At 71.5% G+C, this 20,763-nt stretch carries 21 protein-coding genes; 16 read left to right on the top strand and 5 right to left on the bottom strand.

The genetic code is table 11. The features are described 5' to 3' along the window. Positions 1 to 15 precede the first annotated feature (15 nt). From EWH70_RS31465 to EWH70_RS31440, 6 genes are read left to right on the top strand one after another with little or no spacing between them, the layout of a single operon-like run. A complete protein-coding gene (locus EWH70_RS31465) occupies positions 16 to 249 on the top strand; it encodes a ribbon-helix-helix protein, CopG family (RefSeq protein WP_130479215.1) in 234 nt (77 codons plus the stop codon). Beyond that, positions 249 to 596: a type II toxin-antitoxin system PemK/MazF family toxin gene (locus EWH70_RS31460; protein ID WP_130479214.1), complete on the top strand. Its 348-nt coding sequence runs from the start codon at positions 249 to 251 to the stop codon at positions 594 to 596. Before EWH70_RS31465 ends, EWH70_RS31460 begins: the two co-directional genes overlap by 1 nt. A 47-nt stretch (positions 597 to 643) precedes the next feature. Continuing rightward, positions 644 to 898, top strand: a complete 255-nt coding sequence (locus EWH70_RS31455) for a FitA-like ribbon-helix-helix domain-containing protein (protein ID WP_130479213.1) — start codon at positions 644 to 646, stop codon at positions 896 to 898. Beyond that, complete coding sequence (locus tag EWH70_RS31450) at positions 895 to 1,341, top strand: type II toxin-antitoxin system VapC family toxin (RefSeq protein ID WP_130479212.1); 447 nt, start codon at positions 895 to 897, stop codon at positions 1,339 to 1,341. Before EWH70_RS31455 ends, EWH70_RS31450 begins: the two co-directional genes overlap by 4 nt. Continuing rightward, positions 1,338 to 2,831 carry a tRNA (N6-isopentenyl adenosine(37)-C2)-methylthiotransferase MiaB gene (gene miaB, locus EWH70_RS31445; protein ID WP_130479211.1) on the top strand — a complete coding sequence of 498 codons (1,494 nt, stop codon included), beginning with the start codon at positions 1,338 to 1,340 and terminating at the stop codon, positions 2,829 to 2,831. The genes EWH70_RS31450 and miaB overlap by 4 nt, the downstream gene beginning before the upstream one ends. Further along, positions 2,828 to 3,295 (top strand): Rv2732c family membrane protein, encoded by a 468-nt coding sequence (locus EWH70_RS31440; RefSeq protein WP_420809112.1) that lies wholly within the window; start codon positions 2,828 to 2,830, stop codon positions 3,293 to 3,295. The genes miaB and EWH70_RS31440 overlap by 4 nt, the downstream gene beginning before the upstream one ends. Positions 3,296 to 3,673: 378 nt before the next feature. Here the strand turns inward: EWH70_RS31440 and EWH70_RS31435 are convergent, their stop codons facing one another. Further along, positions 3,674 to 4,981: a DUF349 domain-containing protein gene (locus EWH70_RS31435; RefSeq protein ID WP_130479209.1), complete on the bottom strand. Its 1,308-nt coding sequence runs from the start codon at positions 4,979 to 4,981 to the stop codon at positions 3,674 to 3,676. A 167-nt stretch (positions 4,982 to 5,148) separates the two neighbouring features. On the opposite strand from EWH70_RS31435, the gene EWH70_RS31430 reads away from it, so the two are divergent. From EWH70_RS31430 to dapF, 3 genes are read left to right on the top strand one after another with little or no spacing between them, the layout of a single operon-like run. Next, a complete protein-coding gene (locus EWH70_RS31430) occupies positions 5,149 to 5,811 on the top strand; it encodes a class III extradiol ring-cleavage dioxygenase family protein (RefSeq protein ID WP_130479208.1) in 663 nt (220 codons plus the stop codon). After that, a complete protein-coding gene (gene miaA / locus EWH70_RS31425; RefSeq protein ID WP_130479207.1) occupies positions 5,808 to 6,707 on the top strand; it encodes a tRNA (adenosine(37)-N6)-dimethylallyltransferase MiaA in 900 nt (299 codons plus the stop codon). The genes EWH70_RS31430 and miaA overlap by 4 nt, the downstream gene beginning before the upstream one ends. Before the next feature lie 10 nt (positions 6,708 to 6,717). Further along, on the top strand, positions 6,718 to 7,539 hold the full coding sequence (dapF, locus tag EWH70_RS31420; protein ID WP_130479206.1) for a diaminopimelate epimerase: 822 nt from the start codon (positions 6,718 to 6,720) through the stop codon (positions 7,537 to 7,539). Positions 7,540 to 7,542: 3 nt separating this feature from the next. On the opposite strand, the gene EWH70_RS31415 is transcribed toward dapF, so the two are convergent. Further along, positions 7,543 to 8,772: an MFS transporter gene (locus EWH70_RS31415; RefSeq protein ID WP_165436492.1), complete on the bottom strand. Its 1,230-nt coding sequence runs from the start codon at positions 8,770 to 8,772 to the stop codon at positions 7,543 to 7,545. A gap of 54 nt (positions 8,773 to 8,826) precedes the next feature. Here EWH70_RS31415 and EWH70_RS31410 point away from each other — a divergent pair, with 54 nt between their 5' ends. From EWH70_RS31410 to EWH70_RS31400, 3 genes are read left to right on the top strand one after another with little or no spacing between them, the layout of a single operon-like run. Next, on the top strand, positions 8,827 to 9,324 hold the full coding sequence (locus tag EWH70_RS31410) for an ArsR/SmtB family transcription factor (RefSeq protein WP_130479204.1): 498 nt from the start codon (positions 8,827 to 8,829) through the stop codon (positions 9,322 to 9,324). Positions 9,325 to 9,367: 43 nt separating this feature from the next. After that, positions 9,368 to 10,783, top strand: coding sequence for a GTPase HflX (hflX, locus tag EWH70_RS31405; protein WP_130479203.1), 1,416 nt, complete (start codon positions 9,368 to 9,370; stop codon positions 10,781 to 10,783). 47 nt (positions 10,784 to 10,830) lie between these two features. After that, positions 10,831 to 11,859: an SdiA-regulated/phytase-like domain-containing protein gene (locus EWH70_RS31400; protein WP_130479202.1), complete on the top strand. Its 1,029-nt coding sequence runs from the start codon at positions 10,831 to 10,833 to the stop codon at positions 11,857 to 11,859. A gap of 161 nt (positions 11,860 to 12,020) precedes the next feature. On the opposite strand, the gene lexA is transcribed toward EWH70_RS31400, so the two are convergent. After that, positions 12,021 to 12,695 (bottom strand): transcriptional repressor LexA, encoded by a 675-nt coding sequence (gene lexA, locus EWH70_RS31395; protein ID WP_205669341.1) that lies wholly within the window; start codon positions 12,693 to 12,695, stop codon positions 12,021 to 12,023. 302 nt (positions 12,696 to 12,997) lie between these two features. Here lexA and EWH70_RS31390 point away from each other — a divergent pair, with 302 nt between their 5' ends. The 4 genes from EWH70_RS31390 (at position 12,998) to EWH70_RS31375 (ending at position 18,876) form a co-directional block, all read left to right on the top strand. After that, positions 12,998 to 13,510 carry a LysM peptidoglycan-binding domain-containing protein gene (locus EWH70_RS31390; RefSeq protein WP_130479200.1) on the top strand — a complete coding sequence of 171 codons (513 nt, stop codon included), beginning with the start codon at positions 12,998 to 13,000 and terminating at the stop codon, positions 13,508 to 13,510. A gap of 192 nt (positions 13,511 to 13,702) precedes the next feature. Next, the gene (gene nrdR, locus EWH70_RS31385; protein ID WP_130479199.1) at positions 13,703 to 14,197 is read left to right on the top strand and encodes a transcriptional regulator NrdR; all 495 of its coding nucleotides are present in this window, start codon (positions 13,703 to 13,705) and stop codon (positions 14,195 to 14,197) included. Positions 14,198 to 14,224: 27 nt separating this feature from the next. Next, positions 14,225 to 17,857 (top strand): vitamin B12-dependent ribonucleotide reductase, encoded by a 3,633-nt coding sequence (locus EWH70_RS31380; protein WP_130479198.1) that lies wholly within the window; start codon positions 14,225 to 14,227, stop codon positions 17,855 to 17,857. 44 nt (positions 17,858 to 17,901) lie between these two features. Next, the gene (locus EWH70_RS31375) at positions 17,902 to 18,876 is read left to right on the top strand and encodes an outer membrane protein assembly factor BamB family protein (RefSeq protein WP_130479197.1); all 975 of its coding nucleotides are present in this window, start codon (positions 17,902 to 17,904) and stop codon (positions 18,874 to 18,876) included. On the opposite strand, the gene EWH70_RS31370 is transcribed toward EWH70_RS31375, so the two are convergent. Together EWH70_RS31370 and EWH70_RS31365 are read right to left on the bottom strand one after the other, a co-directional pair. Further along, complete coding sequence (locus EWH70_RS31370) at positions 18,873 to 19,526, bottom strand: alpha/beta fold hydrolase (protein ID WP_165436491.1); 654 nt, start codon at positions 19,524 to 19,526, stop codon at positions 18,873 to 18,875. The genes EWH70_RS31375 and EWH70_RS31370 overlap by 4 nt on opposite strands. 25 nt (positions 19,527 to 19,551) lie before the next feature. Further along, positions 19,552 to 20,745 (bottom strand): FAD-dependent monooxygenase, encoded by a 1,194-nt coding sequence (locus EWH70_RS31365; RefSeq protein WP_130479195.1) that lies wholly within the window; start codon positions 20,743 to 20,745, stop codon positions 19,552 to 19,554. Positions 20,746 to 20,763 lie beyond the last annotated feature (18 nt).

The following is a 20,763-nucleotide window of genomic DNA, read 5'->3' as shown; positions in this document are numbered from 1 at the left end:
GGTAGCATCGGAGGTATGAAGTTGAGCGTGAGCCTGACCGAGGAGGACGTGGCGTTCATCGACCACTACGCGGCGGCGTCGCGGATCCCGTCGCGATCGGCGGTCGTGCACCGGGCACTGGAGCTGCTGCGGGCGTCACAGCTGGAGGACGACTACCGCGCGGCCTGGGAGGAGTGGAGCGAACGCGGTGAGCAGGACGCCTGGGAGGCGGCGGGCGCCGACGGGCTGGGTGAGGTCCGGTCCGGGTGATGCGCCGCGGGCAGATCCGCATGGTCGACCTGGAGCCGGTCCGCGGTGCCGAGTCCAACAAGGTCCGGCCCGCTGTGGTGGTGAGCAACGACGGCGCCAACGCGATTGCCGGGCGGCTGGGCAGGGGAGTCGTCACGGTGGTGCCGGTGACGTCCAACGTGCGCAGGGTGTTCCCGTTCCAGGTGCTGCTGCCCGCCGCCGAGTGCGGGCTGGCCGCCGACTCGAAGGCGCAGGCCGAACAGGTGCGCTCGGTGTCGGTCGAGCGGGTCGGCAGGCTGGCCGGGCAGGTGCCGCCCGCTGTGCTGGCGAAGCTGGACGACGCACTGCGCCTGCACCTGGGCTTGTAATCCATGTGATAGCATTGACAGCAGTGCAAGCAATGCGGGGAGGGGTCATGGCGAACTTGACCATCCGGGACTTCGACGACGGTTTGAAGGCGGAGCTGCGCGTCCGGGCCGCCCGCAACGGCCGGTCCATGGAGGCCGAGGTGCGCGCGATCCTCACCGAGGCACTGTCGTCGCGCCCGGCCGCCGAGCCGGGACCGGGGCTGGGCACTCGCATCCACCAGCGGTTCGCCGGCCCGGTGGAGTTCGAGCTGCCGCTGCCGGACAGGCACGACCTGCCGCGGGCCGCCGACCTGCCGCGGTGATCATCCTCGACACCAACGTCGTCTCGGAGCTGATGCGGCAGGCGCCGGAGCCCGCCGTCGTGGCGTGGGCCGACCGGCGCTCGGCCGGCGAGTTGTTCCTGACCGCCGTGACCGCGGCCGAGCTGCTGCACGGCGTCGCCCGGCTCCCGGCGGGAAAGCGCAGGTCGGCGCTGACCGAGCACATCCGCGGCCTGCTGGACACCGACTTCGACGGCCGGATCCTCCCGTTCACCGCGGACGCCGCGGTCGAGTACGCCGTCGTCATCGCGGCGCGGGAGCGGGCCGGGCGGCCGATCACCGTCGCCGACGCGCAGATCGCCGCCATTGCCCGGGTGTACGGGGCCACGCTCGCCACCCGCAACGTCGCCGACTTCGCGGGGACGGGCGTCGCGCTGGCCGATCCCTGGGCAGGCGAAGGCCAGGTTTACCCTGGTGGGCGATGAGCACCTCAGGCGTCGCGAAGACCTTCCAGATCCGCACACTCGGCTGTCAGATGAACGTGCACGACTCCGAGCGGCTCGCGGGTCAGCTCGAGGCAGCGGGCTACGTGGCGGCGGAGGCCGACGCCGCCCCGGACGTCGTCGTGTTCAACACCTGCGCGGTCCGGGAGAACGCCGACAACAAGCTCTACGGGACGCTCGGCCACCTGCGGCCCGCCAAGACCGCCAACCCCGGCATGCAGATCGCCGTCGGCGGCTGCCTGGCGCAGAAGGACCGCGGCGAGATCGTCCGCCGCGCGCCCTGGGTCGACGTCGTCTTCGGTACCCACAACATCGGCTCGCTGCCGGCGTTGCTGGACCGGGCGCGGCACAACGCCGAGGCCCAGGTGGAGATCCTGGAGTCGCTGGAGACCTTCCCCTCGACGCTGCCCGCCCGGCGCGAGTCGGCCTACTCGGGCTGGGTGTCGATCTCGGTGGGGTGCAACAACACCTGCACGTTCTGCATCGTGCCTTCCTTGCGGGGCAAGGAACGTGACCGCCGGCCCGGCGAGATCCTCGCCGAGGTCGAGGCATTGGTCGCCGAGGGCGTGCTGGAGGTGACGCTGCTCGGTCAGAACGTCAACTCCTACGGCGTCGAGTTCGGCGACAGGCTGGCGTTCGGCAAGCTGCTGCGTGCCTGCGGTTCGGTCGACGGCCTGGAGCGGGTGCGGTTCACCTCGCCGCACCCGGCGGCGTTCACCGACGACGTCATCGACGCCATGGCACAGACGCCCAACGTCTGCCATCAGCTGCACATGCCACTGCAGTCCGGCTCGGACCGGGTGCTCAAGCAGATGCGCCGGTCCTACCGGTCCAGCCGGTTCCTCGGCATCCTCGACCGCGTGCGTGCCGCCATGCCGGACGCCGCCATCACCACCGACATCATCGTCGGCTTCCCCGGGGAGACCGAGGAGGACTTCCAGGCCACGCTCGACGTCGTGCGGGAGGCCCGCTTCTCCAGCGCGTTCACCTTCCAGTACTCGAAGCGGCCGGGTACGCCGGCCGCGGACATGCCCGGCCAGCTGCCGAAGGAGGTCGTGCAGGAGCGCTACGACCGCCTGGTCGCGCTGCAGGACGAGGTCGCGTGGGCGGAGAACCGCAAGCTCGTCGGCAGCAAGGTCGAGCTGCTCGTCGCCGCGGGGGAGGGCCGCAAGGACGCCGAGACCCGGCGGATGAGCGGCCGTGCCCGCGACGGCAGGCTGGTCCACTTCACGCCGACCGGAGCGCAGGTCGATCGCGGGATCCGGCCGGGTGACGTCGTCGAGACCGTGGTCACCTACGCCGCGCCGCACCACCTGGTGGCCGACGGCGACGTGCTGTCGCACCGGCGTACCCGCGCGGGTGACAACACCGAGGCCGGGCTCCGGCCGAAGACCAGCGGGGTCAGCCTTGGCCTGCCGTCCTTCGGGTCGCCGCCCGCCCAGCCGGCGCCCGCGGGAGGATGTGCGCTGTGAACGACACGGAACGCGACATCGACGACCTCGCCGCCGACGTGGACCAGGTGGTCAGCAAAGCCGCCCGCACGGTGGACCTGGGCAGGCGCGGGTTCGTCATCGCCGCCGCGGTGTTCGTCCTGATCGTCGGTCTCGTGCTGCCCTGGGTCGGTAACCACGCTGGCTGGCAGGTGCTGACCGGCGAGGGCGGCGCCATCCCGATGCTGTTCGCCGCGACCTGTACGGCGTTCGGGGTGCTCGGGTCCATGCTCACGCTGACCACCCGGCGGTGGTGGATCGCCTGGGTGTGTGCGGTCGGCGGCTGGTTCGCCTCGGTCGACGGCGTGCTCGCCATCTGGTCGCAGCAGTCCACCGGCGCGAGCGGCGCGGCGGGCGGCGGCCCCGGCGTCGGGCTGATCATCGCCGAGATCGCCACCGTCGTGCTGGCCGTCAGCTGGATGCGCGTGGCCTGGTCACGTACCTGACCCGCCCGGGCTCGTGAAGGCCACGTTCATTACGTGTGACGTGGTGAACGGCCCGCTCGCGCGAGTCGACCGTTCCCGACCCGCGAGTTGTCCGTTCCCACCCGGCTGGTTCCACTGTCCGGCACGCCGGTTCCAGAACACGAGACGCGAGCCTGAGGTCAAGCTCGTGAAGGCCACCTTCATTACGTGTGACGTGGTGATGGTGGCCTTCACGTGCTCTGGTGCTTGGTGGGTTGTCTCGTTCGTGGTGGCTGGTGGGGTGGTTGTGGTGTTTGAGGCTGGTGGGGCGGGTGTGCCGGGGTGAGGGCGGATGTGGTGGCGTCTGATGCCGTGAAGGGGGCCCTCACGGCATAGCCGCCAGCCTTCACGAGCTGTGCGTCAGCGGTCCGCCACGGCGCGCTCGGCCGCGTCGAGCCACTCCCGCCACTGCGCGGCCTGCTCGTCGGCCTTCTTCGCGCGCCGCTCGTCACCCGCGGCGCGGGCCTTGGCCGCCTGGGCCTCGAACTGCTCCACCCGCTCGCGGAACTGCGCGGCCCGGGCCTGCGCCTCCGGGTCGGTACGGCGCCAGCGGGTGTCCTCGGCGGACTTCACCCGGTCCTGCACGGCCTTCAGCCGCGAGTCCAGGTCCCGCATGCGCTCGCGGGGCACCTTGCCGATCTCGTCCCACTTCTCCTGCAGCTTGCGCAGGTGGGACTTCGCGGCGTCCAGGTTGGCGGCCGGGTCGATCTTCTCCGCCTCGGCGAGCAGCTCCTCCTTCTTCGCGGCGTTCTCCGCGAACTCGGCGTCGCGCTCGGAGAACGCCGCCGACCGCCGGGAGAAGAACTTGTCCTGCGCGGCGCGGAACCGCTGCCACAGCGCGTCGTCGCTGTCCTTCGGTGCCCGGCCCGCGGCCTTCCACTCGCTCATCAGCTCGCGGTAGCGGCCGGCCGTCGGGCCCCAGTCCGACGAGTCGGCCAGCGACTCGGCCTCCGCGATCAGCTCCTCCTTGCGGGACTTCGCGGCGGCGCGCTGCTTGTCCAGCTCGGCGAAGTGGGAACCACGCCTGCGGTTGAACGCCTCGCGTGCCTTGGAGAACCGGCGCCACAGCTCGTCGTCGGTCTTGCGGTCGACGCCCTTGATCGTCTTCCACTCGTCGAGGATCGTCCGCAGCCGGTCGCCCGCCGCCTTCCACTGGGTGGACTCGGCCGCGATCTTCTCCGCTTCCTCGGCCAGCTCCCGCTTGCGCTGGACGGCGGCCGCGCGGGCCTCCTCCTTCTCCTGCTTGGCGGCGACCAGCGCCCGCTCGGCCAGCTCGATCACCTGGGTGACCTTGGCGGCGAGTGCCTTGAGGTCGCCGACCACCGACGCGTCGGCGAGGCCGTCGCGCAGCTGGGTCGCGCTGGCCAGCGCCTGCTTCGGGTCACCCGTCCCGGACGCGAGCCTGGTCGCCAGCAGTTCCACCTCGGTACGCAGGTCGTCGAAGCGCCGCGCGTAGTGCAGCAGGCCCTCCTCCGGGGTGCCCGCCTGCCACACGCCGACCGCCCGTTCCCCGGCGTCGGTCCGCACGTAGACCGTGCCCTCACCGTCGATCCTGCCCCAGCGTTCCGGGTGCGGCTCGGCCATCGGCACCTGCGGGCCGTGCCCCGTCGCGTGCGGGACGGGGTGCGGCGCGGGCGCGCCGGTCTCGGTGGTCGTGTCGTCGGTCATGACGGGCTCCTTCTCGCCTGTCCGCCCGCGGGTGCGGGCGCCCCACCGTTCGCGGGGCCGGGTCGTGCCGCTGCCGGACCTCACCGGTCCGTCGTGGCATTCAAACAGGTCAAGGCCGGTCGTGGTACCGGCCGGCCGCGATTGGGTGGCCGGTAACGTCGATCAGTGTGATCGCACGAGCCGTCGTGGTGCCCCAGGCACCCCTGCTGGTCCCCGAGCTCGCCGCGGGCGCCGCCGGCGAGACCGAGCCCGTCCGGTCGGCCTGCCTGCGTGCCGTCGCGGCGTTGACCGAGGTCAGCGGCGACTGGACGGCGCTGGCCGCCGGGCCTCCCGCCGTGGTCGGCCCGCCCGCCCGCGGGTCGCTGCGGGGATACGGCGTCGACCGGCAGGTCAGCCTGTCCGCCCAGGGTGAATCGCCGGCGGCGGAACTGCCGCTGCCCGCGCTGGTCGCCGGGTGGCTGCGGGAGCAGGCCGGAGCCCGTTCCGTCGAGGTACACACCGTCGACGGCGGCCCGCCGCCCCCCGTCGGCGACGCGTTGCTGGTACTCGGTGACGGGTCCAACCGCCACGGCCCGCGCGCCCCCGGCGGGGAGCACGCCGACGCACCGCAGTTCGACGCCGAGCTGGCCAAGGCGCTGGGCGACGCCGATCCGGCGGCCCTGGCCGCGGTGCTGGAGTCCGGGCGCTGTGACCGGCTCGGGGTCGCCACCCGCCCGGCGTGGCTGGCGTTCGCCGAACTCGCCGCGGGCCCGGCCTGGCACGCCGAGCTGCTCTACTCCGACGCGCCGTTCGGCGTCGGCTACCACGTCGCCGTGTGGAGCCGCCGATGAGACCGATCGTGGTGGTGGGACCGACGGCCACCGGCAAGACGGCGCTCGGCGTCGAGCTGGCACTCGCGCTGGGCGGCGAGGTCATCAACGCCGACTCCATGCAGCTGTACCGCGGCATGGACATCGGCACGGCCAAGGCCACCGCCGAGGAGCGCAGGGGCGTGCCGCATCACCTGCTGGACGTCCTCGACGTCACCGAGCCGGCGTCGGTGGCCGCCTACCAGCGCGACGCCCGCGCCTGCGCCGAGCGGCTGCTGGCCGACGGTGTGGTGCCGGTCGTCGTCGGCGGCTCCGGGCTCTACGTCCAGGCGTTCCTCGACGACCTGCGCTTCCCCGGCACCGACCCGGCGGTCCGGGCCAGGCTGGACGCCGAGGCGGACCGGGCGGGCACCACCGCGCTGTACGAGCGGCTGACCCGGCTCGACCCGGCGGCGGCCGCGGCGATCCTGCCGTCCAACACCCGCCGGATCGTGCGGGCGCTGGAGGTCATCGAGATCACCGGCGAACCGTTCTCGGCGAGCATGCCGGTGCCCGGCCCGCCCCGCTACGACTCGCTGGTCGTCGGTGTCGACCGCGACCCGGCGGAGCTGGACGAGCGGGTGAACCTGCGGGTCGAGCGGATGTTCGCGGCCGGTCTGGTCGACGAGGTGCGGGCGCTGGCCGGCCGCGGCCTGCGGGAAGGCAGGACGGCGTCGCGGGCGCTGGGTTACCAGCAGGTGCTGGAGGCACTCGACGGCGACGGGGACTTCGCCGCGGCGGCGGTGGCGACGGCGACGGGAACCCGCCGGTTCGTCCGGCGGCAGCGGTCCTGGTTCCGCCGCGACCGGCGGGTGGAGTGGTTCGACGGCGCCGATCCCGCGCTGGTCGGCAAGGTGCTCGCACGCGTGGGGCGCTAGTCTCGGCACCATGGGCGGTATCGAGTTCCTCAAGGGACATGGCACACAGAACGACTTCGTGATCCTGCCCGACCCCGCCGCGCGGCTGGACCTGACGCCGGCGCGGGTGGCCGCCCTGTGCGACCGGCGCCGCGGGCTGGGCGCCGACGGCGTGCTGCGGGTGGTGCGCTCGGCCGCGCTCGGTGAGCGGTCGGCCGGCGAGTGGTTCATGGACTACCGCAACGCCGACGGTTCGGTCGCCGAGATGTGTGGCAACGGTGTGCGGGTGTTCGCCAGGTACCTGACCGAGGCCGGGCTGGCGGGCACCGGGGAGTTCACCATCGGCACCCGGGCGGGTGACCGCCCGCTGGTCGTGCACCCGGACCGGTCCGTCACCGTCCACATGGGACCCGCGACGATCACCGGATCGTCGGTCACCACGGTCGGTGAGGCGGCGTTCTCCGGCGTCGCGGTCGACGTCGGCAACCCGCACCTGGTGTCCTTTGTGGACGACGATGTCGACGTGCTCGATCTGGAGAAGCAGCCTGCCTACGACGGCGAGTACTTCCCCGAGGGCGTCAACCTGGAGTTCGTCAACGCCGTGGACGAGGGCGTGCTGCGCATGCGGGTCCACGAGCGGGGGGTCGGGGAGACCCGGTCCTGCGGCACCGGCACGGTGGCCGTCGTCGCCGCCGCGCTGCACCTGGCCGGCACCGACACCGGGTCGTCGGTCGTGCGCGTACCCGGCGGGCAGGTCGAGGTGACCGTGGCGCCAGGGGAGTCCATGCTGACCGGGCCCGCCGAGATCGTCGCGCGCGGTGAGCTGGACGAATCCTGGTGGGCCCGGCTGTAGGGGTCAGGCGGCCACTTCGCTGGGCAGGTTCCGCAGCCGCCGCAGCGGCGAGAACAGCACCCACAGACCGCACAGCGCGGACACCACCGCGGCGGCCCAGATGGCGCCGCGCACGCCCAGCCACTCACCGAGCACGCCACCGGCGAGCTGCCCGACCGGCAGCAGGCCCCACACCACGAACCGGATGCTGGCGTTCATCCGGCCCAGCAGCCGGTCCGGGCAGATGGCCTGGCGGTAGCTGACCTGGGCGACGTTGTACACGATCACCCCGTAGCCGTAGACCGCCAGCGCGCCGGCGACCAGTACCGCGCCCCAGCCCGGCTCGGCCAGCGGGACCAGCAGCAGCACGGGCATGGAGGTCAGCGCGCTGATCAGGATCGTGCGGGCCTGGCCGACCCGGCGGGCCCACCAGCCGGCGGTCAGCGCGCCGAGGACGCCGCCCGCGCCGCCGATCGCCAGCACCACGCCCACGGCGCCGGCGCTCAGCCGCAGATCCCTGGTCAGGAACAGGATCTCCATGGCCACGAACGCGCCGCTGGCCAGGTTCGCGGTCCCGGTACACCCGACGATGGCCCGCAGATTGGGGTTGCCGAACACGAACCGGAGCCCCTCGGCGACCTCGGTCGTCAGCCGTCGTCCGGGATCGCGCTCCGGCGGCGGCTCGACGGCGCGGATCCGGCGGAGCAGCACGGCCGAGGCCAGGTAGCTCAGCCCGGTCAGCGCGACCGCGTTGGCCGCACCGGCCAGTTGCGCGAGACCGCCGCCGACGCCGGGGCCCGCGACCTGGGCGACAGACTGGCTGGCCTGCAGCTTCGCGTTGCCCTCCACCAGGTGCTCGCGGCCCACCAGCGACGGCAGGTACGACTGGTAGGCCACGTCGAAGAACAACGTGCACACGCCGACGGCCAGCGCCACCACCAGCAGGTGCGGCAGGCTGAGCACGCCGGTCCACCACGCCACCGGCACCGTCAGCAACGCCACGCCGCGAACGACGTTGGCGGAGATCATCAGGGGCTTGCGGCGCATCCGGTCGATCCAGACGCCCGCGGGCAGGCCGAACAGCAGGAACGCGGCGTGTTCGGCGGCGCTGAGCAGGCCCATCTCGAACGGCGTCACGGCCAGCGCGGTCGCCGCGACCAGCGGCAGCACCGTCAGGCTGACGAACGTGCCGAACTGGGTGACCGTGTCGCCTGCCCAGAGCCTGCGGAAGTCCCCGTGGTGCCACAGCTTCACGGACAGGACTATGTCCGAAGTGATTGGAAACTGTCAATCGGTTAGGCTGTGCGCGTGGTTGGGAACAGGCGCCACGCCACCGAGGCCGAGGCCAGCGCGCTGGCCTCGGGAATACGGCTGCGCATCATACGGTTGACCTTCGCGGAGGCCCTCACCAACAAGGAGCTGGCGCAGCGCCTCGGCAGGGACCCGGCGACGACCCTGCACCACGTGCGCAAGCTGGTGGACGCGGGATTTCTCGAGCCCCAGCCGCCCCGGCGCGGACCGCGCGGCGCCAAGGAGATCCCCTACCTGTCGACCGGCCTGTCCTGGCAGCTCGACGGCGCGGGGCGGGACGCGGCCGAGGCGATGCTGGAGGCCTACCTCGCGGAGGTGGCCGAGGTCGACGTCGCGGACCTGGAGCAGACCAGGCTCGTGGTGCAGCTCGCCGACTCCGACCGCGCCGAGTTCCTCGGACGGCTCCACGAGCTGCTCGACGAGTTCCGGCGCAAGCCCGTGACCCCGGGCGCCGACCGGACGGCCATCTACGTCGCCACGTATCCGAGCAGGTAATTGGGTCGGCAACGGCAGGAAGCCGTGCGACCATGGAAGGACGATGACGGAACTGACACACACAGACGTGACCGAGGTGGACGTGTCCACCGGTGAACTGGAGCTTGAGGACCGGGCGTCACTGCGCAGGGTCGCGGGGCTGTCCACCGAGCTCACCGACGTCACCGAGGTCGAATACCGGCAACTGCGCCTCGAGCGCGTCGTGCTCGTCGGTGTCTGGACCCAGGGGACCGCGCAGCAGTCCGAGGCGTCGCTGGCCGAACTGGCGCGGCTCGCCGAGACCGCGGGTTCGCAGGTCCTCGAAGGGCTCGTGCAGCGGCGCAGCCGCCCCGACCCCGGCACCTACATCGGGTCGGGCAAGGTACGCGAGCTGTTCGACATCGTGGTGGCCACCGGTGCCGACACGGTGATCTGCGACGGCGAGCTCTCACCAGGCCAGCTGCGGCAGCTGGAGGCGAAGCTGAAGGTGAAGGTGGTCGACCGGACCGCGCTGATCCTGGACATCTTCGCCCAGCACGCCCGCTCCCGGGAGGGCAAGGCGCAGGTCGAGCTGGCTCAGCTGCAGTACCTGATCCCGCGGCTGCGCGGCTGGGGCGAGTCGCTGTCCCGGCAGGCGGGTGGCCGGGCCGGCGGTGCCGGCGGCGGCGTGGGCCTGCGTGGTCCCGGTGAGACCAAGCTGGAGACCGACCGCAGGCGCATCAGCAAGCGCATGGCCAAGCTGCGCCGCGAGATCGCCTCGATGGACACCATCCGGGAGACCAAGCGCAGTCGCCGGGTCGCCAACGAGGTGCCCAGCGTGGCCATTGTCGGCTACACCAACGCGGGCAAGTCCAGCCTGCTCAACGCCATCACCGGCGCCGGGGTACTGGTGGAGGACGCGTTGTTCGCCACCCTGGACCCGACCACGCGCCGCGCCACGACACCGGACGGCCGCGTCTACACGCTGACCGACACCGTCGGCTTCGTGCGGCACCTGCCGCACCAGCTGGTCGACGCGTTCCGGTCGACGCTGGAGGAAGCGGCCGACGCAGACCTGCTGCTGCACGTCGTCGACGGCTCGGACAGCGCGCCCGAGGAACAGGTCAACGCCGTCCGCGAGGTGCTCGCCGAGATCTCGCGGAAGCGGTCGGAGTCGCTGCCGCCGGAGCTGCTGGTGATCAACAAGGCCGACGCGACCGACGAGGTCTCGCTGGCCCGGCTCCGGCACCTGCTGCCCGGTGCCGAGGTGGTCTCCGCGCACACCGGCGAGGGTGTCGAGGCGCTGGTCGAGGTCGTCGCCGGGCGGCTGCCGAGGCCCATGGTCGAGGTCGAGGCCGTCGTGCCCTACACGAGGGGCGACCTGGTGTCGCGGGTGCACGCCGACGGTGAGGTACTAGCCGAGGACCACGACGAGCACGGCACCCGGCTGCGCGCCAAGGTGCACCCGGACCTGGCCGCGGCGCTGGCCGAGTTCGGCTGAGGCCGCAACGCGGCTGCGTGTCGTGCGTCCTGAGTACCGTGGGGATCATGGGCTCGTGGGGGCGGACGTCGGTCGTGGCGGGGGTCGCACTGCTGATCGCGGTGGGCACCGGAGGGCCGGCGTTCGCCGCGCCTGCCCTGGAGACCGTGTGCACGGTGACCGACAAGCGGCTGGGTGAGCTGTCCGGCCTGGTCACCGACGACGACGGCAACTGGTACGCGATCAGCGACGGCGGCACCAGCATCCAGGTGCTCGTGCTCGGCCGGGACTGCGCGGTGAAGCGGGTGGTGAAGGCCTCCGCCGACCCCTACGACGTCGAGGACCTGGCGCGCGGCGCCGACGGCACGCTGTGGCTGGGTGACATCGGGGACAACCGCAAGCAGCGGGACACCATCGCCCTGCACGCCGTCACCCCGAACGGCAAGTCCACGCTGTACCGGCTGACCTATCCGGACGGTCAGCACGACGCCGAGGCCCTGCTGCTGGACAAGGACGGCGTGCCCTACGTCGTCACCAAGAACGTGCTCGGCGCGTCCGACGTCTACCGGGCCTCGGCGAAGCTGACCTCGCCGGGACCGACCGCCCTGGAGAAGGTCGGAACCCTGGACTTCGAGGGCACCGACACGCCGGGCGGCCCGGTCGGCCCGATGGGCTCGCTGCTGGTGACCGGCGGTGCGACCAGTGCCGACCACAAGGTGGTCGCGCTGCGCACGTACACCGACGCCTACCTGTACGCCACGCCCGACGGCGACATCGCGGCCGCGTTGAAGCGCACGCCGGTGCGGGTGCCGCTGCCGAACGAGAACCAGGGCGAGGCGATCGCCTTCGAGCCGGACGGCACGCTGCTGTCCGGCAGTGAGGGGACCCGTCAGCCCATCCGAGCGGTTCGGGGCGCCACGGGGCTGGCCGCGCAGCAGACCAGCGAGCCCGGCACGGCCGGTGCGGCGGGCGCACCGGCCGGGCAGGACGGGGGAGGACTTCCCGACCTGCCCGGCGGTGCCGTCACGGTCGCCGTCGGCGCGGCGGTTGTGGTGCTGCTCGCGGTGGTCCTGCTGCGGCGCCGCAGGCGGGTCTAGGCCGTGTTTCATAAGTCTGTTCGATGGGCTTCGTGATCCAGGTGGTTCCTGGCGGTGTGGGCGGATCGCCCTCGTACTGGGCCGTACTCGGGCGCATCCGCCCGTGCCGTCCAGGGGCCGCCTGGGCGCGAAGACCGCGAACGTGACTTGTGAAACGCGGCCTAGAGCCTGCGGAGAACGGCGACGACCTTGCCGAGGATGGTCGCGTCGTCGCCGGGGATCGGCTCGTACGCCTCGTTGTGCGGCAGCAGCCAGACGTGGCCGTCGCGCTGCTTGAACGTCTTGACCGTCGCCTCGCCGTCGATCATCGCGGCGACGATCTCGCCGTTGTTGGCCGTCGGCTGCTGACGCACCACGACCCAGTCGCCGTCGGTGATCGCCGCGTCGACCATCGAGTCGCCGGTGACGCTGAGCAGGAACACGTCGCCCTCGCCGACGATGGCCCTCGGCAGCGGGAAGACGTCCTCGATGGACTGCTCGGCCAGCACCGGGCCGCCCGCGGCGATCCGGCCCACCATCGGTACGTAGGCCGGCTTCGGCAGGTCGGCGGGGCCAGTGCGCAGTGAGCCGTCGCCCGGATCGGCGTCCGCGGCGAGCACGCCCACCGCGCGCGGGCGGTTCGGGTCGCGGCGCAGGTAGCCCTTGCGCTGCAGTGCGCGCAGCTGGTGTGAGACGGACGAGGTCGAGGTCAGGCCGACGGCCTCCCCGATCTCCCGCACGCTCGGCGGGTATCCCACCCGTTCGACCCAGGCCCGGATGACCTCCAGCACCTGCGACTGACGGACGGTCAGCGTGTCGTCCGGGTCCTCGGGCTCGACCGCCGTGAGCGGTCGCACCTTGCTGGCCCGGCCCTTTCCTGGACCGGAGCCGCTGCCACTGGCCACTTTTCTCTCCTCCACGTTCGTCTGCCCCGGTCCGGCAAGTTGATCAACCACCGCGGGACTCCTGCTGGTCGGCAGGGCTGTCTGGGGTTCGACGCTAGCCGGGTTCGACCAGAAGATCAAACACCTGTTCGACGGACACGCCGCGTGTCGCTCGTTTTTTGTCGGTGCCGGGTGGTAGACATTCGCCCAGACGTTCGATAGAACGCTTGTTCGACCCCCGGGTGCGGGGCCGTGGCCGATGAGGAGGTTCGATCATGACGGTACTGGTCCGTCGGGAGGGCACGCGTGGTGTGGACGCGTACCCGGGCCTCGGCGAGGACGTTCGCCGGCCCGCGCACACGGGGTATCCCGGGCACACCGTCGTGCGGCGTCGCCGCGGCGAGCCGAGCAGGCCGCCCACCAGGGCACGGGTGGTGGCCGGGCGGCACGGCTACCGGCCGGTGTCCTGCGGTCCGCGCGAGGTGCCCCGGCGGTGGCCGTGGCTGATCGCGCTCGGGCTCGCGGTGGGCCTGGCCGTCGCCGGGCTGGGCCTGCTGGCGCAGGCACTGCAGGGCCCGTCGGCCGGTTCCGGCGAGGGACCGGTGCCCGTGCAGACCCGGGTCGTCGCGGTGGCGCCCGGCGACACGCTGTGGGATCTGGCTGTCCGGTTCGCCCCGGCCAGCGACCCCGACGCGGTCGTGGCCCGCATCGCCGAGCTGAACGGCCTGGCGTCCGACGAGCCCGGCCCCCTGTCTCCCGGCCTGCCCCTGGAAGTCCCTGCCGGTTAGCCCCGCCGCACCGCGCCCGAGCGAAGCGAGGGCAGAACACCCGGTTGGGGAGGTTGTATGGCGCCGGACGACGGCATAGGCTCAGCCACCACATCTAGTAGTTACACGCCTGTAGTTGGTCCACAGCTTGGGGTAGAATCGGCTGTAGCCGCCCACAGGACGTCCGGCGGCGGGGAGCGAGGTGTTCGGCCGATGCGGTGTCCGTTCTGCCGGCATGCCGACTCCCGGGTCGTCGACTCCCGTGAGGTCGACGAGGGGCAGGCCATCCGTCGGCGGAGGTCCTGCTCGGAGTGCGGTCGCCGGTTCACCACCTCGGAGACCATGGTGCTGGCCGTGGTCAAGCGGTCCGGGGTCACCGAGCAGTTCAGCCGCGACAAGGTGATCCGCGGTGTCCGCCGAGCCTGCCAGGGCCGGCCGGTGGACGACGGTGATCTCCAGCAGCTGGCGCAGCGTGTCGAGGAGTCGATCCGGTCGGCGGGGGTCGCCGAGATCCCCAGCCACGAGGTCGGGCTGGCCATCCTCGGTCCGCTCCGTGAGCTGGACGAGGTCGCCTACCTGCGCTTCGCCAGCGTCTACCGCTCCTTCTCCTCCGTCGAGGACTTCGAGAAGGAGATCGCGGGCCTGCGCCGGGCGATGGCCGATTCGGCGAAGCCGGACGGCACCGAGCGAGGCGCGGACGGCGACTGAGTCGCCTCCCGCCGGAGGGGAAGTCCCATGACCGACACCGTGGGAGCCGGCGGTACGTCGCAGGAGCAGCGCGGCGGGTTCGAGGTGCGCCGGGTGTTCACCACCGAGGGCACACACCCCTACGACGAGGTGAGCTGGGAACAGCGCGACGTCGTCATGACCAACTGGCGCGACGGCACGGTCAACTTCGAGCAGCGGGGCGTCGAGTTCCCCGAGTTCTGGTCGGCGAACGCCACCAACATCGTCACCAGCAAGTACTTCCGCGGCGCCCTGGGCACGCCGCAGCGCGAGCACAGCCTGCGCCAGCTCATCGACCGGGTGGTCGGGACCTACGTCCGAGCCGGTGCCGAGCACGGCTACTTCGCGGGCCCCGCCGAGGCCGAGATCTTCGAGCACGAACTCACCTGGATGCTGCTGCACCAGGTGTTCAGCTTCAACTCGCCGGTCTGGTTCAACGTCGGAACGCCGTCCAAGCAGCAGGTCTCGGCATGCCAGCCGTACGACGCGCTGGTGAGCACTCCGGCGGGTGCGGTCCCGATCGGCCGGCTGGTGGACAGCGACGCGGTCGGCACGAAGGTGTACGACGCGCGCGGCCTGACGAAGGTGGTCGCCACGAAGGCCAACGGTGAGAAGGAGGTGCTGCGGATCCGCACCAAGGCGGGCCACGTTCTCGACGTCACCGCCGATCATCTGGTGTGGCGGTCCAGCAGCACCGGAACGGGCCGTTTCGTCCCCGCCGGTGAGCTGCGGGTGGGCGACGTACTCGAGTGGCATCGCACCACGTCGTACGGCGACGGCGAGATCGACCGGCGTGAGGTTGCCGAGGCCGCGCTGGCTGGTGGGAAGTTGTCCGACGGATTCGCCGGGGGCACCGACATGGAGGTCCCCGAGTCGCTGTACACGGCACCGTTGCCGGTCGTGGCCGCCTACCTCCGCAGCGTCTTCCAGGCGGAAGGCTACGTCTCCGCCAGGGAGCGGTCGACGCTGGTCGCTCTCGACATGATCAGCGAGAAACTGGTGCGGGGCCTGCAGACTCTGCTCGCCAGGTTCGGCATCTTCGCCAGGGTCGCGCACAAGCCGGACCAGCGTGCGAACCGGCACGACCTGTGGGGCATCCGCATCCAGAACGCCGGCGACCGCAGGATCTTCGCCGACTCGATCGGCTTTCTAGATCCGGTCAAGGCGGCCAAACTGGAAGCGTCGTTCGACCTGCCGGGCCGCGCGGCGAAGCCCGTCAAGAGGCTGACCATCTCCGCCATCGAGAGCCGGGGAATCCAGCCGGTCTACGACATCCAGACGGAGTCCGGCGAGTATCTCTCGGGCAACTTGCGCGTGCACAACTGTTTCATCCTTTCCGTGGACGACACCATGGAGTCGATCCTCAACTGGTACCGCGAGGAAGGGCTGATCTTCAAAGGCGGCTCGGGAGCGGGCCTGAACCTGTCCCGCATCCGGTCGTCGAAGGAGCTGCTGTCGTCCGGCGGGACCGCGTCCGGGCCGGTGTCGTTCATGCGCGGCGCCGACGCCTCGGCCGGCACCATCAAGTCCGGTGGTGCCACACGGCGGGCCGCCAAGATGGTCGTGCTCGACGTCGACCACCCCGACATCGCGGAGTTCGTCCGCACGAAGGCCGACGAGGAGAACAAGATCCGGGTGCTGCGTGACGCCGGGTTCGACATGGACCTCGGTGGCAACGACATCTCGTCGGTGCAGTACCAGAACGCCAACAACTCCGTCCGCGTGTCGGACGAGTTCATGCGCGCGGTCGAGACGAAGGGGCGGTTCGGGCTGCGGGCGCGGCTGACCGGCGAGGTGATCGACGAGGTCGACGCCGAGCCGCTGTTCCGGTCGATGGCCCAGGCCGCATGGGAATGCGCCGACCCCGGCATCCAGTACGACGGCACGATCAACGACTGGCACACCTGCCCGGAGTCGGGCCGGATCACCGCGTCCAATCCGTGCAGCGAGTACATGCACCTGGACAACTCCAGCTGCAACCTCGCGTCGCTGAACCTGCTGAAGTTCCTCGGCGACGACGGCACGTTCGACATCGACCGGTTCGTCCGCGCGGTGGAGTTCGTCATCACGGCGATGGACATCTCCATCTGCTTCGCCGACTTCCCGACCGAGGCGATCGGCGACACCACCCGGCGGTTCCGCCAGCTCGGCATCGGCTACGCCAACCTCGGCGCGTTGCTGATGGCGATGGGACTGGCCTACGACTCCGACGGCGGGCGGGCGCTGGCCGCCGCGATCACGTCGCTGATGACCGCCGTGTCCTACCGGCGTTCCGCCGAGCTGGCGGCCGTCGTCGGCCCGTACGAGGGCTACGCCCGCAATGCCGAGCCGCACACCAGGGTGATGCGCAAGCACGCGGCCGCCAGCGAGCTGATCTCGACGCTGCATCACAACGACGTGGCGGTGCGCGAGCGCGCCTCGCGGGAGTGGCGCCGCGGTATCGAACTCGGCACCCGGCACGGCTGGCGCAACGCGCAGGCGAGCGTGCTCGCGCCGACGGGCACCATCAGCTTCATGCTGGACTGTGACACCACCGGCATCGAGCCGGACTTCTCGCTGGTGAAGTTCAAGAAGCTCGTCGGTGGCGGTTCGATGCAGATCGTGAACCGGACGGTGCCGAGGGCGCTGGGTGTCCTCGGCTACCAGGGGGAGCAGATCGAGGCGATCGTCGAGTACATCGCGCAGCACGGGCACGTGGTCGACGCCCCCGGGCTGCGGCCCGAGCACTACGAGGTGTTCGACTGCGCGGTCGGCGAGCGGTCGATCGCACCCATGGGGCACGTGCGCATGATGGCGGCGGTACAGCCGTTCATCTCCGGCGCCATCTCCAAGACCGTCAACATGCCGGAATCGGCGACCGTCGGCGACATCGAGGAGATCTACTTCCAGGGCTGGAAGCTCGGACTGAAGGCACTGGCGATCTACCGCGACAACTGCAAGGTCGGCCAGCCACTGTCCACGGCGAACAAGTCCACAGAGGAATCATCCACTGTGGACACGCCGGTGGAGTACCGGCCGGTCCGCAAGCGGTTGCCGAAGAAGCGCCCGAGTCAGACGGTGTCGTTCACCGTCGGCGGCGCGGAAGGTTACCTGCACGCGGGGTCCTATCCCGACGACGGCCTCGGCGAGATCTTTATCAAGCTCGGCAAGCAGGGCTCGACGCTGGCCGGCGTGATGGACGCCTTCTCGATGTCGATCTCGGTCGGTCTGCAGTACGGCATTCCACTGGAGTTCTACATCTCCAAGTTCTCCAACCTGCGGTTCGAACCGGCGGGCATGACCGACGACCCGGACATCCGGATCGCCACGAGCGTCCTCGACTACCTGTTCCGCAGGCTCGCGCTGGACTACCTGCCCTACGAGAAGCGGGCCCAGCTGGGCATCTTCACGGCCGAGGAACGGACCGAGCAGGTGTCGGGCACCGAACCGGACCGGGTCGACCTGGAAGACCTGCGGGGCGGGGTCCACGCGCAGCGGGAGCGGGAGACCGAGCCGCAGGTCCAGTCCAGCGCCGAACTGATGGAGCTGCACCTGGGCAAGGCCGCCGACGCGCCACTGTGCATGACGTGCGGCACGAAGATGCGGCCCGCCGGGTCGTGTTACGTCTGCGAGGGCTGCGGATCAACCTCCGGCTGCAGCTGACGAAATCGCTTGCCCGGTAGGGGGACCGCTGCTGGACTCTGTCCGTGAGCGGTGTCAGGTGGGAACGGCGACTGCACCAGGCCGGTGCGTCGTCGGCGCTCGCCCTGGCGCCGGGGCACCTTGTCGTCCACGAACGAAACACCCGCCTGGTCAGCCTGGATCCGGCGGACGGCTCGGTGCGCTGGGACGTTCCCGTCGGTACCTGGCCGCGCGCGGTGGTGATCACCGGACGGCGGTGTCTGCTCCTTCCGCAGAACACCGGCCTGGTGCTGTGCCTGGACCTCGACTCCGGTGATCGCGTCTGGACGGCCGGACCGTACGGCTTCGTCGGACATCTCGTGGTGGCCGATGACGTGGTGTTCGTCGGCGGCTGGCGGGGCTACACCCCGCTGCGTGCGCTGGACCTCGGCACCGGCAGGCTTCGGTGGGAAGCAGACCTTCGCGAGCACATCGTGCGGCCGATGCAGGTGGGGGCGGGCCTGCTGACCGGCCGGCCCGGCGACCGCGTCTTGCGGTTGCTGGACCGGCGCGACGGCAGGCCGCTGACCACGTGGAGCCTGCCGTCGCCACTCGGTGACCACGAGACCGCGTTCGTCGCGGACGAGGCCGGTGGTGTGCTGGTGCGGTGTGGCAGTCGTTCGATCGCCCGGCTCGTGCCGTCCGCCGGGACGGCGGAGCTGGTCGTCGAGGCCGATCTCCCGGCGGTCACCATGGAATACCTCGGCGGATTGCTGTGGCTGTGGGACCGCCGTAGTGGGTACACGCTGGTGAACCCGTCGGACGGGCGCACGCGGGGCAGGGTCGACCCCGGCAGGCAACTTGTCGGCTCGGTCGTCCCCGCCGGTGGCGGATACGTGGTCGCCGAGACCAACGGAGCCCTGCTCCGCCTGAGTCCTCAGGGGCGGATCGGCGACCGTGTCGTGGTGGGGCGGCGGATCAGGGCCCTGCACGGCCTCGAGCCGTCCGGGCTGCTCGTGGTGACGAAGGGCTCGCTGCTCGCATTCGAGCATCCGGGCTAGCTGGCTCGCGCCGCCGCGTCACGCAGGTGCCTGGTCAATGCGTCCGGTGTGGACAGAAACGGCGAGTGGTCGGCGGGCAGTTCGTAGACGTGCCGGCAGGGCAGCCGGGTGTACATGCGCCGCTGCGTGGCCGGGCCGAGCGCCCGGTCCCGCAGGCACTCGACGTACACCCGCGGCACACCGCCGAAGTCGCCACGCACCGCGGGCACCGGCGGCGGCGTGAGCGGCTCGGGGGCGAGCCGGGCGGCGGCCCACCGTGCCCGCTCCGGCTCGCATTCGCCGAAAAGCACTTTCTCCGGCTCGGACACCGTCATTGTCGCCGACGCCGGGTCGACGACGATGTGCTCGGCCAGGATCGAGTCCGGGTCGTCGCGCATCACGTCGGGCGGGGCCAGGCCGGCCGGGAGCAGGAAGGCCGACACGTAGACCAGCAAGCTGACCTGCCGCGGCAGCTCCTCGGCCAGCGCGGAGATGGTCATGCCGGACGAGCTGTGCCCGACGAGCACCACCGGTTCCGGCTGCGCGGCGATCAGATCGCGGAGTGCGTCGTACCCCGCGCGGTCGGGGACGAGGACGTCGTCGCCCGCCTGCCGCAGCCGGGTGGCGACGTCCTCCCAGCACCAGGCGCCGTGCCAGCGAGCGTGGATCAACGCAAAAGTGTGCATAACGCACACATTATGCGTGCGTTTCGCACGCGGCAAGCGGGTAGTCCGGCAGTGCGGTGTCGGTGGCGAGTTTGCCGGTCGCCGTGATCATCAGCTTGCGCACCATGCGGTTCGCGAACAGGGCGTTGCGGATCCGCAGGCGGGTGGCCGTCGTCGGCGCGAGGAACTGGCCGGGGTTCGCGCCGCGCTGCCAGCGGCCCGCGTACGGGCGCATGCGCCGCTCGTAGGCGGCCAGTGCGACGCGGTGGTCACCGCGGGCGGTGGCCAGTTCGCCCGCGAGGACGTACGCGCCGACGACGGCGGTGCCGACGCCCATCCCGCCGAGCGTCACGCCCCACGCCGCGTCGCCGAGCAGTGCGACCCGGCCCGACGTCCACCGGGGCGCGGTGACGCGGCTGACGGAGTCGAAGTACAGCTCCTCGGCGGCGGGCAGTGATTCGAGCAGCTGGGGTACGTGCCAGCCCATCCCGCCCAGTTCGCGCGTGATCATCTCCCGTTGCCATCCGGTGTCGTGCCAGTCGGCCTCGACCGGCGGCGCGGCGAACACGACCAGCGCCAGTGCCCGGTCGGGACCGTCGAGGCCGACACTCGCCATCCGTCCGGGGACGGCGTACTGCCGGGAGACGTCATCGAACCGCGGATCGGCAGGCACGTGCCAGCTGGCCAGGTAATGCCCGAGATGGCGGACGAAGTCCCGCTCCGGCCCGAACGTCAGCCGCCGCACGCCCGAGTGCAGGCCGTCGGCGCCGACCACCAGGTCGACCGTGCGGGACGCCCCGCCTGCGAGGTCGGCTCGTACGCCGTCCGCGGTCTCGGTCAGCCCGGTGATCCGCTCGCCGAACAGGTACTCCACCCGGTCGGCCGCACGGTCGTGCAGGACCCGGGACAGGTCGCGCCGCAGCACCTCGATCTCGCCACCGGCGAACTCCGCCGGGAGCGTGAAGATCTCCCGGTCCCGCTCGTCGACGGCGGTGATCGCGCCACCGCCGGTCGCCAGCGCCCGCAGTTCGTCGAGCACCCCCATCCGGCGCAGCACGCCCAGGTGGGTGGGGCCGCGGAAGTCGACGGCGAACCCGCTGGTCCGCAGCGCGGGTGCGGACTCCACCACGGTGACTTCCGCTCCGAAGTGGCTGAGCCAGTAGGCCACTGCCGGGCCGGCCACGCCGGCGCCCGACACGAGAACTCTGAAACCGCTCAACGTCATGATCGCTCCTTCAAAACT

The sequence above is a fragment of the Amycolatopsis suaedae genome, assembly GCF_004214935.1.
GTDB classification, from domain to species: domain Bacteria; phylum Actinomycetota; class Actinomycetes; order Mycobacteriales; family Pseudonocardiaceae; genus Amycolatopsis; species Amycolatopsis suaedae.
The sequence above is the reverse complement of the archived record's forward strand: the minus strand, read 5'-3'. Positions and strand labels throughout refer to the sequence as shown.

Excerpts from the sequence above, each read along its gene's own strand:
- EWH70_RS31435 (WP_130479209.1), bottom strand. The coding sequence starts at position 4,981 with ATGACCGACGACACGACCACCGAGACCGGCGCGCCCGCGCCGCACCCC.
- EWH70_RS31390 (WP_130479200.1), top strand. The coding sequence starts at position 12,998 with ATGACGGTACTGGTCCGTCGGGAGGGCACGCGTGGTGTGGACGCGTAC.
- EWH70_RS31365 (WP_130479195.1), bottom strand. The coding sequence starts at position 20,745 with ATGACGTTGAGCGGTTTCAGAGTTCTCGTGTCGGGCGCCGGCGTGGCC.
- EWH70_RS31455 (WP_130479213.1), top strand. The coding sequence starts at position 644 with ATGGCGAACTTGACCATCCGGGACTTCGACGACGGTTTGAAGGCGGAG.
- miaB (WP_130479211.1), top strand. The coding sequence starts at position 1,338 with ATGAGCACCTCAGGCGTCGCGAAGACCTTCCAGATCCGCACACTCGGC.
- EWH70_RS31465 (WP_130479215.1), top strand. The coding sequence starts at position 16 with ATGAAGTTGAGCGTGAGCCTGACCGAGGAGGACGTGGCGTTCATCGAC.
- miaA (WP_130479207.1), top strand. The coding sequence starts at position 5,808 with ATGAGACCGATCGTGGTGGTGGGACCGACGGCCACCGGCAAGACGGCG.
- hflX (WP_130479203.1), top strand. The coding sequence starts at position 9,368 with ATGACGGAACTGACACACACAGACGTGACCGAGGTGGACGTGTCCACC.
- dapF (WP_130479206.1), top strand. The coding sequence starts at position 6,718 with ATGGGCGGTATCGAGTTCCTCAAGGGACATGGCACACAGAACGACTTC.
- nrdR (WP_130479199.1), top strand. The coding sequence starts at position 13,703 with ATGCGGTGTCCGTTCTGCCGGCATGCCGACTCCCGGGTCGTCGACTCC.
- EWH70_RS31400 (WP_130479202.1), top strand. The coding sequence starts at position 10,831 with ATGGGCTCGTGGGGGCGGACGTCGGTCGTGGCGGGGGTCGCACTGCTG.
- EWH70_RS31380 (WP_130479198.1), top strand. The coding sequence starts at position 14,225 with ATGACCGACACCGTGGGAGCCGGCGGTACGTCGCAGGAGCAGCGCGGC.
- EWH70_RS31460 (WP_130479214.1), top strand. The coding sequence starts at position 249 with ATGCGCCGCGGGCAGATCCGCATGGTCGACCTGGAGCCGGTCCGCGGT.